The organism is Altererythrobacter sp. TH136, assembly GCF_007065885.1.
Taxonomy (GTDB): Bacteria; Pseudomonadota; Alphaproteobacteria; order Sphingomonadales; family Sphingomonadaceae; genus Tsuneonella.
Window position 1 is genome coordinate 493,758 of the sequence record NZ_CP041409.1, and the last position, 14,709, is coordinate 508,466.

General features: G+C 66.3%; 13 protein-coding genes. 6 read left to right on the forward strand and 7 right to left on the reverse strand.

Annotation, left to right across the window (positions count from 1 at the left end; all coding sequences use genetic code 11):
- Positions 1 to 9 precede the first annotated feature (9 nt).
- Together moaB and C0V74_RS02435 are read left to right on the forward strand one after the other, a co-directional pair.
- On the forward strand, positions 10 to 537 hold the full coding sequence (moaB, locus tag C0V74_RS02430) for a molybdenum cofactor biosynthesis protein B (protein WP_143250464.1): 528 nt from the start codon (positions 10 to 12) through the stop codon (positions 535 to 537).
- A 28-nt stretch (positions 538 to 565) separates the two neighbouring features.
- Positions 566 to 1,675: a PA0069 family radical SAM protein gene (locus C0V74_RS02435; RefSeq protein WP_143250465.1), complete on the forward strand. Its 1,110-nt coding sequence runs from the start codon at positions 566 to 568 to the stop codon at positions 1,673 to 1,675.
- A 9-nt stretch (positions 1,676 to 1,684) separates the two neighbouring features.
- On the opposite strand, the gene C0V74_RS02440 is transcribed toward C0V74_RS02435, so the two are convergent.
- The 4 genes from C0V74_RS02440 to C0V74_RS02455 form a co-directional block, all read right to left on the reverse strand.
- On the reverse strand, positions 1,685 to 3,484 hold the full coding sequence (locus C0V74_RS02440) for an acyl-CoA dehydrogenase C-terminal domain-containing protein (RefSeq protein WP_143250466.1): 1,800 nt from the start codon (positions 3,482 to 3,484) through the stop codon (positions 1,685 to 1,687).
- Positions 3,485 to 3,511: 27 nt separating this feature from the next.
- Entirely contained in the window at positions 3,512 to 3,955 is a 444-nt protein-coding gene (locus C0V74_RS02445) for a MerR family DNA-binding transcriptional regulator (RefSeq protein WP_131625579.1), read from the reverse strand.
- 31 nt (positions 3,956 to 3,986) lie between these two features.
- Complete coding sequence (gene hisI, locus C0V74_RS02450; RefSeq protein ID WP_143250467.1) at positions 3,987 to 4,334, reverse strand: phosphoribosyl-AMP cyclohydrolase; 348 nt, start codon at positions 4,332 to 4,334, stop codon at positions 3,987 to 3,989.
- Between the two features lie 302 nt (positions 4,335 to 4,636).
- A complete protein-coding gene (locus C0V74_RS02455) occupies positions 4,637 to 5,434 on the reverse strand; it encodes a ComF family protein (RefSeq protein WP_143250468.1) in 798 nt (265 codons plus the stop codon).
- Positions 5,435 to 5,478: 44 nt separating this feature from the next.
- On the opposite strand from C0V74_RS02455, the gene C0V74_RS02460 reads away from it, so the two are divergent.
- Positions 5,479 to 6,237 carry a methyltransferase domain-containing protein gene (locus C0V74_RS02460; RefSeq protein ID WP_143250469.1) on the forward strand — a complete coding sequence of 253 codons (759 nt, stop codon included), beginning with the start codon at positions 5,479 to 5,481 and terminating at the stop codon, positions 6,235 to 6,237.
- Positions 6,238 to 6,251: 14 nt separating this feature from the next.
- On the opposite strand, the gene ppdK is transcribed toward C0V74_RS02460, so the two are convergent.
- The 3 genes from ppdK to C0V74_RS02475 all read right to left on the reverse strand — a co-directional run bounded on the left by ppdK (position 6,252) and on the right by C0V74_RS02475 (position 11,996).
- The gene (ppdK, locus tag C0V74_RS02465; RefSeq protein ID WP_143250470.1) at positions 6,252 to 8,918 is read right to left on the reverse strand and encodes a pyruvate, phosphate dikinase; all 2,667 of its coding nucleotides are present in this window, start codon (positions 8,916 to 8,918) and stop codon (positions 6,252 to 6,254) included.
- A 70-nt stretch (positions 8,919 to 8,988) separates the two neighbouring features.
- On the reverse strand, positions 8,989 to 11,094 hold the full coding sequence (gene glyS, locus C0V74_RS02470; protein WP_282595930.1) for a glycine--tRNA ligase subunit beta: 2,106 nt from the start codon (positions 11,092 to 11,094) through the stop codon (positions 8,989 to 8,991).
- Entirely contained in the window at positions 11,091 to 11,996 is a 906-nt protein-coding gene (locus C0V74_RS02475; RefSeq protein WP_131625727.1) for a glycine--tRNA ligase subunit alpha, read from the reverse strand. The genes glyS and C0V74_RS02475 overlap by 4 nt, the downstream gene beginning before the upstream one ends.
- A gap of 144 nt (positions 11,997 to 12,140) precedes the next feature.
- On the opposite strand from C0V74_RS02475, the gene C0V74_RS02480 reads away from it, so the two are divergent.
- The 3 genes from C0V74_RS02480 (at position 12,141) to C0V74_RS02490 (ending at position 14,669) form a co-directional block, all read left to right on the forward strand.
- The gene (locus C0V74_RS02480) at positions 12,141 to 13,037 is read left to right on the forward strand and encodes a TraB/GumN family protein (RefSeq protein ID WP_143250472.1); all 897 of its coding nucleotides are present in this window, start codon (positions 12,141 to 12,143) and stop codon (positions 13,035 to 13,037) included.
- Complete coding sequence (locus C0V74_RS02485; protein ID WP_143250473.1) at positions 13,034 to 13,912, forward strand: TraB/GumN family protein; 879 nt, start codon at positions 13,034 to 13,036, stop codon at positions 13,910 to 13,912. The genes C0V74_RS02480 and C0V74_RS02485 overlap by 4 nt, the downstream gene beginning before the upstream one ends.
- A 106-nt stretch (positions 13,913 to 14,018) precedes the next feature.
- On the forward strand, positions 14,019 to 14,669 hold the full coding sequence (locus C0V74_RS02490) for a 50S ribosomal protein L25/general stress protein Ctc (protein ID WP_143250474.1): 651 nt from the start codon (positions 14,019 to 14,021) through the stop codon (positions 14,667 to 14,669).
- Positions 14,670 to 14,709 lie beyond the last annotated feature (40 nt).

A 14,709-nucleotide genomic window follows, 5' to 3' on the forward strand; every position in this document is an offset into this window, starting at 1 on the left:
GCTGGATTGATGCCGATCGATCCGGCGCGCGAGTTCCGCCCGGTCAACATCGCGCTGCTTACCGTCTCCGATACCCGCACGCCTGCGGACGATACCAGTGGCGATATCCTTGCCCATCGCATCCGGGACGCGGGGCACCACCTTGTCGTCCGCGCGATCGAGCGCGACGATCTGGATGCGCTGGCTGCCCGGCTCAACGGCTTGATCGACGACCCTGCCATCGACGTGGTCATCACCACCGGGGGCACCGGACTGACGGGGCGCGATGTCACGCCAGAAGCTTTCGACCGCGTGAAGGAGAAGGACATTCCCGGTTTCGGGGAGCTATTTCGATGGCTGAGTTTTCGCTCGATCGGGACCAGCACCGTCCAGAGCCGCGCCTGCGCTGTCGTTTCGCGCGGGACCTACCTGTTCGCTCTCCCCGGATCGAACGGCGCCGTGAAAGATGGGTGGGACGGCATCCTTGCCGAGCAACTCGACAGCCGCAATCGCCCCTGCAACTTCGTCGACCTCCTACCGCGCTTGCAGGAGCAATAGCGACTACCGCTCAATCAATGTTCCACCTATGTTCCGCCACGTGGAACGACGATTCGCACCAGAAGTAAGCGGCCGCGGCGCCCAGTCGGATGGTGCCCCCACCCGGTTTGGCCTCAACACCCGCGAGGAGGACGGCGACTGGCGCGATTACATGGAGCAACTCGCCAGGGAAGCCGGGGGCCCGCCGGTGAAGCTGCGCACCACGGTCACGGCGGAACACCCCAAGACGATCCTCAGCTTCAACACATCGCCGGACATCGGATTCGACCGATCCGTCAACGCTTATCGGGGCTGCGAGCATGGCTGCATTTACTGCTTCGCGCGGCCGACCCATGCGTATCACGATCTCTCGCCCGGCCTGGATTTTGAAACCCGGCTGTTCACGAAACCCGACGCCGCCCGCCTGCTGCGCGATACGTTCGCCAAGCCCAGATACCGTCCGCAGCCGTTAGCCATGGGCACGAACACCGATCCGTATCAGCCGATAGAGCGGAATTATCGGATCACGCGCGAACTGCTGGAGGTGTGCCTCGATGCCCGCCACCCGGTGACGATCACCACCAAGTCAGACCGGGTATGCGACGACATCGACCTGCTGGCAGAAATGGCCCGGCTGAGGCTGATCGCGGTCTGCGTGTCGGTAACGACGCTGGATCCCGCACTCTCCGGCAAGCTCGAACCGCGCGCAGCAGCGCCTGCCAAGCGACTGGCCGCGCTCGGCAAGCTGGTGGATGCGGGCGTGCCGACGCACTGCTCGGTTTCCCCGATCATCCCGGCGATCACCGACCAGTTCATGGAGGAGATCATCACCCGCGCCGGAGCGCTTGGCGTGCGATCGGCCGGTTGGATACCCTTGCGCCTGCCTCATGAGGTCGCCCCGCTGTTCCGCGAATGGCTGTCGGTCCATTTTCCCGAACGCGGCGACAAGGTGATGAGCATCGTGCAATCGATCCGGGGTGGGCGCGACAACGACCCGGCATTCTTCAGCCGCATGAAGCCGAGCGGCGTTTGGGCCGATCTGTTCCGCGCCCGCTTTCGCATCGCCGCCTCCCGCGCAGGCATGCGCAAGGAGCGGTTCGAGCTCGACTGCACGCAATTCCGCCCGCCACCGAACGGAGGTCAGTTGCGGCTGCTGTGACGCAGAACGCTAAGCCGCGGTGAGAAAGGCGTCCTCGTCCAGCGCCATCAAGGCTTCGGCGCCCGTTTCGATCTTGCGTCGCAGCGCTCCAACGTCCGGCACGAAGCGTTCGAAGAAGTAGCGCGCGGTGGTCAACTTGGCCTGGTAGAACGCGCCGTCGCCGTCGCCGTCGGCCACCCGCACCGCCGCCGCTTTCGCCATGCGCAGCCACATCAGTCCCAGGCACACCACACCCATGATGTGCATGTAGTGATGCGCGCCTGCGCCCAGGTTGTTGGGGTTGGCCATTGCGTTCTGCATGAACCACATGGTGGCCGCCTTCTGCTCACCCACCGCTTTGCCGAGGGCTTCGGCCAGCGGCGCGAGCTCCCCATCGCTGGCAGCGACTTCGTCGTCGACCATCTTGAAGAACGCCTGGATGGCTGCCCCGCCCTTGCTGGCAAGCTTCCGCCCGCACAGGTCCATCGCCTGCACGCCGTTGGTGCCTTCATAGATCTGGGCGATGCGAGCGTCCCGGACGAACTGCTCCATGCCCCATTCCTGGATGTAGCCGTGGCCACCGAACACTTGCTGCATGTTCACCGCGGTGTCGAAGCCCTTATCGGTGCCATAGCCCTTGATCACCGGGGTCAGCAGCCCGAGCAGCGCATCAGCTTGACCGCGCTCCTCTTCGCTCGGGGCATTGTGCGTCAGGTCAACCAGCAACCCGCCCCACAGGACGAGCGCGCGCATGCCCTCGGTAAACGCCTTGGCGTCCATCAGCATCCGCCGGACATCGGGATGGACGATAATCGGGTCCGCTTTCTCGGTTGGGTCAGCCGGACCGGTCAACGCCCGGCCCTGGCGCCGATCCCGGGCATAGGCGACCGCGTTCTGGTAGGCGACTTCCGCCTGGCTCAGCCCCTGGATGCCCACGCCAAGGCGCGCGGCGTTCATCATGATGAACATCGCGGCCAGTCCCTTCATCTCCTCGCCGACCAGCCAGCCCTTGGCACCATCGTAGTTCATCACGCACGTCGAGTTACCGTGGATGCCCATCTTGTGCTCGATGGAACCGCACTGGACCGCGTTGCGCTCCCCGATCGAGCCGTCGTCGCCCACCAGGAACTTGGGCACGATAAATAGGCTGATGCCCTTGCTGCTGTCAGGGGCGCCGGGCGTCTTGGCGAGGACCAGGTGGATGATATTTTCGGCAAGATCGTGCTCACCGGCAGAGATGAAGATCTTGGTCCCGGTGATGGCGAAGCTGCCGTCGCCCTGCGGCTCGGCACGGGTGCGGATCAGGCCCAGGTCGGTGCCGCACTGTGGCTCCGTCAGGTTCATCGTCCCGAGCCACTGATTGGCGATCATCCTGGGCGCGTAGAGCGCCTTCTGTTCGTCGCTGCCGGTGGCCAGAATGGCGCTCACCGCGCCTTGCGTCAGCCCCGGATACATGCCGAACGACTGATTGGCGGACGAGATGAATTCCTCCAGCACTGAACCGAGCACGTGGGGCATCCCCTGCCCGCCGAATTCCTCCGGCGCGGTCAGCGTGCTCCAGCCCGCTTCCACGTACTGATCGAACGCCGCCTTGAAGCCGGTCGGCGTCGTTACCGATCCGTCCGGGTGACGGGTGCACCCCTCGTGGTCGCCCACTTGGTTGAGCGGCGCCAGGACCGCGGCCGCGAACTTGCCGCTTTCGTCCACCACGGTGTTGATGAGATCGGGCGTGGCGCTCTGGAAGCCGGGCAGGTTGCCATAGCTTGCCACGTCCAGCACCTCGTTGAGGATGAACTTGGCGTCACGGGTCGGGGCAGTATAGCTCGGCATTTGATGTCCTTAGTATAACGAGAGCGCTTAGCGTTCTTCGGCCACGCGCTCGACGTGCGCGATGAATGCGGTCAGCTCGGCAATCGCCGAATCGATATCGTCCCGCTGCGCTTTCATCTTGGCGACGTGCTCGCGGCATTTTTCGATCGTCACGCGGCGCTGCTCGACCCGCCCATCGCCCAGATCGTAAAGGTCGATCATCTCGCGGATCTCGCCCAGGCTGAAGCCGACGTTCTTGGCCCGCATGATCCAGGCCAAGCGCGCGCGGTCACGCGTCGAGTAAATCCGCGCCAGACCGACACGGCGCGGCGCGATCAGACCCTCGTCCTCGTAGAACCGCAGCGCCCGTGCAGTGCAGCCGAATTCCTCCGTCAGGTCGGAAATGGAGAACTGCTCTCGATCAAGATGATCGGGCCGTTCGAGGTGCGCCCCTTGATGAGCGGATTCGGCGCTGCGGGCGGGTTCGGCCATAAGTCACGATACTCGCTGCTTTACGTGCGCGTCAAGTTGTGACGGGATGGAGAACCTCGCCGTCGAGTTCACTGAAGAAGCAGCTTTGCGCGCCGGTATGACACGCCGGTCCCGCCGGAACACACTCGAGCAGCAGAGTGTCCTGATCGCAATCGACCAAAATGCGCTGGATGCGCAGGACATTGCCCGAGCTTTCGCCCTTCTTCCACAAGCGGCCGCGCGAGCGGGAATGGAAATGCGCGAACCCGGTCGCCCGAGTTGCGGCAAGCGCTTCGGCATCCATGAACGCGACCATCAGCACGGCCTTGCTGGCGGCGTCGATCACGACGGCGGTCAGCAGCCCTTGCTGATCGTACTTGGGCTTGAACTGCGCGTGCATTCGTCACTCTCCTTAACGCCACACCTTGTTGCATCATAACCACAGAGATCGGGCAAAATCAGTGTCTTTGCCACATGTCTATTTGATGAACCGGCGAACAGTGAGACACAGCCTGTGCAGTCCGCAAGGGCGGCGAGCCGGAACGCGGCAGCCATAGCGTGCCAGGTTCAGGGACCGCCGATCACGGCAAACGCGCCAATGCTTGCATCAGGTCGCGACGGGATCGGCAGACGATGAGGGATCGAACCTGGCGGCCATAGGGGGTGGCCGCTGTTGCCGAAAGGCGGGTTCAGCGTATTTCGTCACGGTGCGCCCGGGGTTAACGCCCCGGGCGTTTCGTTTTCCGGCACCTCTCCATCCGTCTCATCCAGCACGCGAGCAAAGCACGCAACGATGACCTTGTCGGCTCCGGCGCGTTTCAGCGCCCGGACACAGGCATCACTGGTCGCGCCACTGGTCAGCACGTCGTCCACCAGGATAATCTGCGCGCCCTTTAGACCGGCGGCGTAACGCGGATTGACGGTCAGCGCGCCCCTCAGCGCGCGTGCGCGCGCCGTGCGCCCCAACCCGCCAAGCGTGGCGGTGTGCTTCGTGCGGATCAGCGGATCGAGGGCCAGCGTCTGATTGGTCAGCCGGGCCACCTCCCGCGCCAGAAGAGCGGCCTGGTTGTAGCCGCGCGACCACAGCCGCCAACGGTGGAGCGGCACCGGGGCCACCAGCCACGTCCCCTCCAGAGCCGGCAAGCGGGCGACGATCAGCCGGGCGAGCATCGGCGCGAGCGCGATCCGCCGGCCATGCTTGAAGGCCAGCACCAGCTTGCGCGAGCCATCGCCATAGAGCGTACCGGCGGCGATCCCGTCGTGGCGCGGCGGCTTGACGAGGCACACGGCGCAGACCGCTCCGCTCCCGGCCGCCGAGTGGCCGAACGGGCGCTGGCAGGTGGCGCAAGCTGGCTCCGAAGGGATGCGCAACTCGCTCCAGCAGTCGCTGCACAGGCCCGTCTGGGCGCCGATCGCCGCGCCGCATAGAGGGCAGCGCGGCGGGTAGATAAGGTCGACCAGCGGCGCGAGGCTGTCGCGCAAGATCGCCTTGACGCTCATTGTCGCGCTTGCATCGCGCGCGCCGATGGTGCGTGAGTTTCGCCATGACAGATGCCGCCCCGCCAACGATCTTCAGCGCCCGGCGCCGGGCCGCGCGCGCCGCCAGGGCGCAGGTCCTCCAGCAACAAGCAGATGCTGCTCAGTGGCTGGGCGAGGCGATGGTCGAGGACATGCTGGACCGGATCGCCTTCATGCGGCTCGAACCCGCGCGTGTGCTGATATTGGGGGTGGGAAGCACCACACTTGGCCGCGCGCTGGAGCGGGACGGCATCCGCGTGACCGTGGCCGAACCGGAAGCGATCGATCTGGAGCGGCCAATGCCGTTTGGAGACTTCGGCCTGATCGTCAGCTTGGCCGCGCTCGATGTGATCAATGACCTGCCGGGCGCCCTGATCCATCAGCGCGCCGCGCTGGCGCCGGGCGGCGTCATGCTGGCCGGAATGATCGGTGCCGGCAGCCTGCCGAGGCTGCGCTCCGCCCTGCTCGCCGCCGATGGCGAGCGGCCGGCGGCGCGCCTGCACCCCGCGGTCGATGCTCGCTCGGGCGCCGGCCTGCTGCAGCGCGCCGGTTTCGCGCGGCAGGTGGCAGACGCGTGGACCTTGCGCCTGCGGTACGGCGCGCTCGACACGCTGGTCGCCGATCTGCGTGCGCAAGGACTTACCAGCACGCTCGCCGACAGCGCGCCGCCTCTGACCCGCACCGGTCTGGACCGTGCGCGAAAGGCGTTTCTGGCGGACGCCGACGACGACGGCCGGGTGATCGAAACGCTCGAGATTCTGACCCTTACCGGCTGGAAAGACTGAGCAACCGCGCACGATCAGGCGCGCAGCGCCGCCTGAGCTGCCGCCAGCCGCGCAATCGGCACGCGATAGGGACTGGCGGAGACGTAATCGAGCCCCACGCTCTCGCAGAACTGGATCGACGCGGGATCGCCGCCGTGCTCGCCGCAGATGCCCAGCTTGATGTCGGCCCGGGTCGACCGCCCGCGCTCGGCAGCGAGGCGGACCAGTTCGCCGACGCCCTCGACATCCAGGCTGACGAAAGGGTCACGCGCAAAAATCCCCTGATCGACGTAGGCCCCCAGGAAGCGGCCTGCATCATCCCTCGACAAGCCGAGAGTAGTCTGCGTCAAGTCATTGGTGCCGAACGAAAAGAACAGTGCCTCTTCGGCAATCTCGTGAGCCATGAGGGCAGCGCGTGGGAGCTCGATCATCGTACCCACCAGAAAGTCGACCGATCTGCCCTTCTCGGCGAACACTTCAGCGGCCACGCGGTCCACCAGCGCACGCAGAATCTCCAGTTCGCGCTTGGTGGCGATCAACGGGATCATCACCTCGGGGACTGGCGCCGCGCCCGATGCCGCGGCGACATCGCATGCGGCTTCGAAAATGGCACGCGCCTGCATCTCGTAGATTTCGGGATAGGTGATCCCGAGCCGGCAACCCCGATGGCCAAGCATCGGATTGAATTCGTGTAACTCGGCCGCGCGGCGCTTGAGGTGATCGACGCCAAAGCCGGTGGCCTCGCCCAGGTCGGCGAACTCGGCGTCGTCGTGCGGCAGAAACTCGTGCAGCGGGGGGTCGAGCAAGCGGATCGTGCACGGCAGGCCGGCCATCACCTCGAAGATCTGCGCGAAATCCGCCCTCTGTTCGGGTAGCAGCTTGCTCAGGGCCTTGCGCCGGCCAGCCTCGTCTTCGGCCAGGATCATCTGGCGCACGGCGCTGATACGGCTGGCATCGAAGAACATGTGCTCGGTACGGCAGAGACCGATGCCCTCGGCGCCGAACTGGCGCGCCATTCGGCAGTCGCCCGGCGTTTCGGCATTGGCGCGCACGGCCATTCGGCGATGGCGATCGGCCCACTCCATCAGCACGCCGAAGTCGCCGGCCAGTTCGGGTTCGATCGTGTCGACCACCCCCGCCATGACCTGCCCTGTGCTGCCGTCGAGGGTCAGCACATCGCCTTCGGCCAGTTCGCGCCCCCCAATGCGCAGCGTGCGGGCTGCGCGGTCGATCTGCACGGCAGAAGCGCCCGAGACGCAGCAGCGCCCCATCCCGCGCGCGACAACCGCCGCGTGTGACGTCATGCCGCCGCGCGCGGTAAGGATGCCTTGCGCCGCATGCATCCCGTGGATGTCCTCGGGACTGGTCTCCACACGCACGAGAATGACCTTCTCGCCGCGCGCGGCCCAGCTTTCCGCGGTATCGGCGTCAAGCACGATCTTGCCCGACGCGGCGCCGGGGCTCGCGGGCAAGCCGGTGGTGAGGACATCGCGCGGAGCCTGGGGATCGAGCGTGGGGTGAAGCAACTGATCGAGCGCCATCGGATCGACCCGCAGGATCGCGGTCTTTTCGTCGATCAGCCCCTCGCCCGCCATGTCGACCGCCATCTTGAGCGCAGCCTTGGCAGTACGCTTTCCGGAGCGGGTCTGGAGCATCCACAGCTTGCCCCGTTCGACGGTGAACTCGATGTCCTGCATGTCGCGGTAGTGGAGTTCCAGGATGTCAAACACCCGGGCAAGCTCGGCATAGGCCTGGGGCATCGCCTCTTCCATGCTGAGCGGCTTGGCGTTGGCGCGTGTCCGGGCGGCGCGGGTGAGGTACTGGGGAGTGCGGATGCCGGCGACGACGTCCTCCCCTTGCGCATTGACCAGCCATTCGCCGTAGTAGGCGCGCTCGCCGGTGGCGGGGTCGCGGGTGAAGGCGACGCCGGTGGCGCTCGTCTCGCCCATGTTGCCGAACACCATGGCCTGTACGTTGACCGCGGTCCCCCAGCCGGCGGGGATGTCGTTGAGCCGGCGATAGACCTTGGCCCGGTCGCTGTCCCAGCTGTCGAACACCGCCCGGATCGCGCCCCACAGCTGCTCGGTCACGTCCTGCGGGAACGGCTGGCCTAGTTCCTCCTCGACGATGGTCCGGTACTGCGCGACCAGCGCCTGCCAGTCTTCAGCCTCCATCTCGGTATCGGCGTAGAGACCCTTGTCTTCCTTGGCGATTTCCAGCGCCTCTTCAAACAGCCCATGGTCGAGGCCAAGGACCACGTCGGAATACATCTGGATGAATCGCCGGTAGCTGTCCCAGGCAAAGCGCTCATCCCCGCTGACGACAGCGAGGCCCTGCACGGTCTGGTCGTTGAGACCGAGGTTGAGCACCGTGTCCATCATGCCCGGCATCGACACCCGCGCGCCGGAGCGGACCGACACCAGCATCGGATCGGCCGGGTCGCCGAACCGCTTGCCGACCGTTTTCTCGATATGTTGCAGCGCGTTGGCGACGGTTTCTTGCAGATCGCCTGAGAAGTCGCCGCCTTCGGCTAGGTAGCGGACGCATTCTTCGGTGGTGATGGTGAAGCCGGGAGGCACGGGCAAGCCGATGCCGGCCATTTCGGCGAGGTTGGCACCCTTCCCGCCCACGATCGTCTTGTCCCGGGCGCGCGGATCCTCGTGCACGGCGCGGCCGCCGAAGGTGTAGACGGTTCTGGTCATGCAGGCCTCTGTCTGGCTGTACGGTTTGATGGAAGTGTCACACGTGTCACACTGTCCAAGGCAAGAAGTGCTATCCTTCGATCCGGCTGAAATCCGCCACCCGATGAACCGCGTCGCGCAGGCGCGCCAGCAGGTCCAGCCGCGCCGCGCGCTTGGCGGCATCGGGATCGTTCACGGTCACGCTGTCAAAGAACGCATCGATCGGCGCCCGCAGCGAAGCGAGCGCCGACATCGCCGCGCCGAAGTCTTCCGCCTCGACCGCACGGCTTGCGGTAGGCTCGGCCGAATCCAGCGCCTGGATCAGCGCTACTTCCGCAGGTTCGGGGGTGTAGGAAAGCGCATTCTCGCGCCGCTCCGCCATCTTGGCGGCGATCACCGGTGCAAGATCGGGATCGTCTACCAGGGCGAGCGGGTCTTCCTCGCCGGTGCGGGCGATCTCGCCCTCCGAACCGTGCCAGTCCTCCTTCTTGAGGATATTGGCCGCACGCTTGTAACCGGCGAGCAGGTTGGCGCCGTCCTCGGTCGCCATGAACGCTTGGAGCGCATGAACGCGGGCGAGCAGGCGGACAAGATCGTCCTCGCCGCCGAGCGCGAAAACGGCATCGATCAGGTCGTGCCGAACGCCGGCCTCGCGTTGCTGGACCTTGAGACGGTCTGCGAAGAAGTCGAGCAGGTCGCCGTGCGCGATCGGCAAACGCAGCTGATTGTCCTGGACGAGCCGGATGATGCCCAATGCCGCCCGGCGAAGCGCGAAAGGATCTTTCGACCCGGTTGGCTTCTCATCGACTTCGAAGAAGCTGCGCAGCGTATCAAGCTTGTCTGCCAAACTTACCGCCACCGTCACCGGCGCAGTGGGCACACCATCGCCCTGCCCGACCGGCTTGTAGTGGTCGCGGATGGCATTGGCCACGGCATCCGGCAAGCCATCGGCGCGGGCATAATAGCCACCCATAAGTCCCTGTAGTTCGGGAAATTCTCCGACCATTTCAGTGACGAGGTCTGCCTTGGCAAGGCGTGCGGCTTGCTCGGCCTGTTCTGGATCGGCGCCTTTGACGATGCCTTCCTCGACCAGCCAGCGCGCCAGCTTGGCGACCCTCTCGACCTTGTCAGCGACGGTTCCGAGCTTCTCGTGGAAGGTGATCCGCTCGAGCTTCTTCGCGTGGTCGGCCAGCGACGTCTTGCGGTCCTGCTCCCAGAAAAAGCGCGCGTCGGACAGGCGCGCGGCCAGGACCTTGCGGTTGCCGTCGACGATCGCCGCGCCGCCGTCAGCCGCCTCGATGTTGGCGGTGCAAACGAACGCGTTGGCGAGCTTGCCCGCCGCGTCTTCGCACACGAAGTACTTCTGGTTCACCCGCGCGGTGAGCTGGATCACTTCGGGCGGGACGTCGAGGAACGCTTCGTCAAAGCGGCCGAGCAGCGGCACCGGCCATTCGGTGAGGCCGGCGTTCTCGACCACCAGCCCTTCGTCCTCGATCAGCGTCAGCCCTGCGGCAAGCGCGGCGGCGCGGCTCAACTCGCGGACCAGCGCCTCGCGCTCCGCGTGATCGACGATCACGTGGCAGGCGCGCAGCTTTTCCTGGTAGTCATCCGCCCCGCCGATGGTGATCGGGCCGGAGTGGTGGAAGCGGTGGCCCAGCGTCATGTATCCGCTGGCGATCTCGCCCACCTGACACTCGACCAGGTCTTCGCCGAGGATCGCGACGATGCCCGACAGCGGCCGCACCCAGCGCGGGCTCTCGGTCGAAAGCGAAGCCGCGCCCCAGCGCATGGACTTGGGCCAGGGAAACGCGCGCACGATCGCGGGGATCGCGTCAGCCAGCACCTCGCGCACGGCGCGGCCGGGTTTCTCCACAATGGCGAACCACACCCCGTCGCGGTCGGTCAGTTGGTCCTTCGACAGCCCGGTCGTTCGCAGGAACCCCTCAAGCGCCTGATCGGGCGCGGTGGTGCGGGGGCCCTTGGTCTCCTCGCTGACCGCCTGCGTCGCTTGCAGTAAGCCGCGCGCGATCAGCGCGAGGCGGCGCGGTGTGGACCATACGGTGATCTCGCCCAGCGGCACGCCGGCGGCGTCCATCTGGGCGCGGAACAGCTTTTCGAGGTCGGCGCGCGCGCCCTTCTGCATGCGGGCGGGGATTTCCTCGCAGCGCAGTTCGAGCAGGAAGTCGGCGGCGCTCACAGCGTCCACCCCGGATACTTGTTCTGCCACTCGGGGGTCATCTTGGCGGCATAGGCCTCGCAAGACGAGCGCGCGAGATCGCGCACCCGGCCCATGTAGCTGGCGCGCTCCTGCACGCTGATCACGCCGCGCGCCTGCAGCAGGTTGAACACGTGGCTCGCCTCGACCGCCTGTTCATAGGCCGCGATCGGCACGTCGGCGCTGAGCGCATTGCGGCACTCCGCCTCGGCCTTGGCGAACAGGTCGAATAGCGCCGCCGTATCGGCAACCTCGAAGTTCCACTTCGACATCTGCCGCTCGTTTTCCAGGAACACCTCGCCATAGCTTACGCCGGCGGAGTTGAATGACAGATCGTACACGTTGTCGACGCCCTGGATGTACATCGCCAGGCGTTCGAGGCCGTAGGTCAGCTCACCCGCGACCGGCTTGCAGTCAAAGCCGCCCATCTGCTGGAAGTAGGTGAACTGGGTCACTTCCATCCCGTCGCACCACACTTCCCAGCCCAGCCCCCAGGCGCCGAGCGTCGGGCTTTCCCAGTCGTCCTCCACGAAGCGGATGTCGTGCTTCAGCGGATCGATGCCGATCACTTCCAGGCTCTTGAGATAAAGCTCCTGCAGGTCGGGCGGGCTCGGCTTCAGGATCACCTGGTATTGGTAGTAATGCTGCAGCCGGTTGGGGTTTTCACCATAGCGGCCATCGGTCGGGCGGCGGCACGGCTGCACGAAAGCGGCGTTCCACGGCTCCGGCCCCAGCGCGCGCAGGGTGGTCGCCGTATGGAACGTGCCGGCGCCCATGCGCATGTCATAAGGCTGCAGGATCAGGCAGCCGTTCGCGCTCCAGAAATCATGGAGCGTCAGGATCATGTCCTGGAAGCTGCGGGAGGGGTCACGAGCGGAGGTCATTGCCGCGGCAAATGGCCGAGCGGCCTGCACCCGTCAATGGCGCCCCAACAACGGCGCCTCGGGCGCGGAACGGATGGTCGCGGCGGCGTGCTGCTGTTCGCCGTTTCGCTTGCGCGAGGCACCGCGCGAATTCACAGGCACGCAATGAACTTCAGAACGAGCAAGGCAACCGGCGCACTGGCCGCACTGCTGCTGGCCGCAGGCTGCGCCACCACGCCCGTGCCTGTCCCGGCCAGCACGGGACCGGCGCTGTGGGCAGTCGCTGACGCGGACACGACGATCTATCTGTTCGGTACCGTGCACGCCCTGCCCAAGGACGTGCCGTGGATGCGCGGCAAGATCGGCCCGGCGCTGGCCGCTTCGGATACGCTGGTGACGGAAATCGATCTTGCGACCGCCGACACCGCCGCGATGCAGGCGTTCGTCATGAAGAACGCGCTGCTCGGCGAGAAGGAGAACCTGCGCGATCTGCTGACCCAGGCCCAGCGCGCGCGCTTCGAGGCGGGAACCGCCAAGCTCGGCATGCCGGTGGGGGCGTTCGACCGGTTCGAACCCTGGTACGCGGCCCTGATGTTCGCGCTGGTCCCGCTGGCGAAGGCCGGAGTGGTGGGCGAAAACGGGGTCGAGCAGGCGCTGGTGGCCCAAGCCGGCGCGCCCCGTGAGCGGGCCGCGCTGGAGACGATGGACTATCAGCTGTCGCTGTTCGACAGCCTGCCGCGCGAGGCGCAAATCGACTATCTGATGAAGGCGGTCGATGGCAGCGACGATATCAGGGCGATGCTCGATGCGATGGTGGCCGAATGGCTGGAAGGCGATGCCGATGCGCTCGCCAGATTGATGAACGAGGACATGGCGGGCGACACGGCGCTGATGGAGCGATTGTTGTGGCAGCGCAATCGCGCTTGGGCGGACTGGGTGGCCAAGCGGCTCGACACGCCGGGCACGGTGTTCGTGGCGGTGGGCGCGGGGCACCTGGCGGGTCCGCGCAGCGTGCAGGCCGATCTCGCGGCCAAGGGCTTGCGGGTAAGGCGCGTGCAGTGATCCGCTGGCTGTTCGCGTCGGTCGCAGCCCTGCTGGTCGCGTCCTGCGGGCAGGACGGCGCGCGCACCGACCTACCCGCCCCCACGCCCGCGTTGTGGCAAGTCACCGCGCCCGATGGCTCGTCCGCCGGCTGGCTGTTCGGCACGATCCACGCGTTGCCCAACGGGGCCAAGTGGCGCACCCCGGCGATCGACCGGGCGGTAGTCGATGCCGACGTGCTGGTGGTCGAGGCGAAGGACCTGGAGGACACCGGCAAGCTGTCAGCCACCTTCACCCGCCTGTCGCACAGCGCCGATCTGCCGCCGCTATCGGAACGGGTGCCGGCGAGCCTCAGGGCGAACCTGCGCAAGCTGCTGACCAAAGGCGGCTACCGCGAGGCGGACTTCAAGGCGGTCGAGACCTGGGCCGCCGCGATCATGCTGGCGCAGCTGGCGGACGATTCAATCGGCGAGAACGGGGTCGACCGCGCGTTGCTGAGAGACTTCAGCGCCCGCTCGGTCGAGGAGCTTGAAGGCGTCGAGGGCCAGTTCGCGATCTTCGACCGGCTGGCGGAAGCCGACCAGCGCGACCTTCTCGGCGCGGTGGTGGAAGAGGACACGATGAATTCTGACGACAGCGCCCGGCTCGCCAAGCTGTGGCTCACCGGTGACATGGACGCGATCGCGCGTGAGGGTGACGAGGGGATGCTGGCCGATCCGGAACTTCGCCAGGCGCTGTTGGTGGACCGCAACCGCGCCTGGGCCGACAAGCTGCTGGCCCTTTACGCACAGGGCAAGCGGCCGCTGGTGGCAGTCGGCGCGGCGCACCTTGCCCCGCCCGGGGGCCTGCCCGAACTGCTGGCAGCCAGGGGATACACGATCACGCGCGTGCGCTGAGCTTGCCTTTTTGCAACAGTCCCGCTAACGGCCCGCGCACCGGCGTCATGGTCATCCCTGGAGGCGTGGCGGACCGGTTACTCTACCGCATTTGAAAGGCATCAAGATGAGCGACGCTCTGACCCTGCCGGCTGAGGCGCGCGAGCGGGCTGGCAAGGGAGCCTCCCGTGTATTGCGCCGTGAAGGCCGTGTTCCCGCCGTGATCTACGGCGGCAATGAAGAACCCACTCCCATCCACGTCGAGGCGAAAGAACTGGTCCGCCAGCTTGGCACCGGCCACTTCATGAACTCGATCGTGATGATCGACATCGGCGGCCGGTCCGTCCGTGCGATCCCCAAGGACGTGGCGTTCGATCCGGTGAGCGATCGCCCGATCCATGTCGACTTCCTGCGCCTGTCGAAGGATTCCAAGATTCAGGTCGCCGTGCCGGTCTTGTTCACGAACGAAGAAGCCAGCCCCGGCCTCAAGCGCGGCGGCGTGCTGAACGTCGTCCGTCACGAGCTGGAACTGGTGTGCGAATCGGACAAGATTCCCGACGACATCACCATCGACGTGACCGGCAAGGAAATCGGCGATTCGATCCACATCAGCGAGGTGACCCTGCCCGCCGGTGCGGAAAGCGCGATCACCGACCGCGACTTCACCATCGCGACGCTGGTCGCCCCCTCGGCGCTCAAGCGCGCTGAAGGCGAAGGCGATGCCGACGAGGTTCCCGCCACCGAGCAGGGCGGCGACGCGCCTGCGGCTGGCGAATAACTCAACGTCCGCGGCTGAACCATCAGCCGCTAAGCAACAG

Excerpts from the sequence above, each read along its gene's own strand:
- C0V74_RS02435 (WP_143250465.1), top strand. The coding sequence starts at position 566 with ATGTTCCGCCACGTGGAACGACGATTCGCACCAGAAGTAAGCGGCCGC.
- C0V74_RS02455 (WP_143250468.1), bottom strand. The coding sequence starts at position 5,434 with ATGAGCGTCAAGGCGATCTTGCGCGACAGCCTCGCGCCGCTGGTCGAC.
- C0V74_RS02460 (WP_143250469.1), top strand. The coding sequence starts at position 5,479 with ATGACAGATGCCGCCCCGCCAACGATCTTCAGCGCCCGGCGCCGGGCC.
- C0V74_RS02475 (WP_131625727.1), bottom strand. The coding sequence starts at position 11,996 with ATGACCTCCGCTCGTGACCCCTCCCGCAGCTTCCAGGACATGATCCTG.
- C0V74_RS02490 (WP_143250474.1), top strand. The coding sequence starts at position 14,019 with ATGAGCGACGCTCTGACCCTGCCGGCTGAGGCGCGCGAGCGGGCTGGC.
- C0V74_RS02440 (WP_143250466.1), bottom strand. The coding sequence starts at position 3,484 with ATGCCGAGCTATACTGCCCCGACCCGTGACGCCAAGTTCATCCTCAAC.
- ppdK (WP_143250470.1), bottom strand. The coding sequence starts at position 8,918 with ATGACCAGAACCGTCTACACCTTCGGCGGCCGCGCCGTGCACGAGGAT.
- moaB (WP_143250464.1), top strand. The coding sequence starts at position 10 with ATGCCGATCGATCCGGCGCGCGAGTTCCGCCCGGTCAACATCGCGCTG.
- C0V74_RS02480 (WP_143250472.1), top strand. The coding sequence starts at position 12,141 with ATGAACTTCAGAACGAGCAAGGCAACCGGCGCACTGGCCGCACTGCTG.
- C0V74_RS02445 (WP_131625579.1), bottom strand. The coding sequence starts at position 3,955 with ATGGCCGAACCCGCCCGCAGCGCCGAATCCGCTCATCAAGGGGCGCAC.
- hisI (WP_143250467.1), bottom strand. The coding sequence starts at position 4,334 with ATGCACGCGCAGTTCAAGCCCAAGTACGATCAGCAAGGGCTGCTGACC.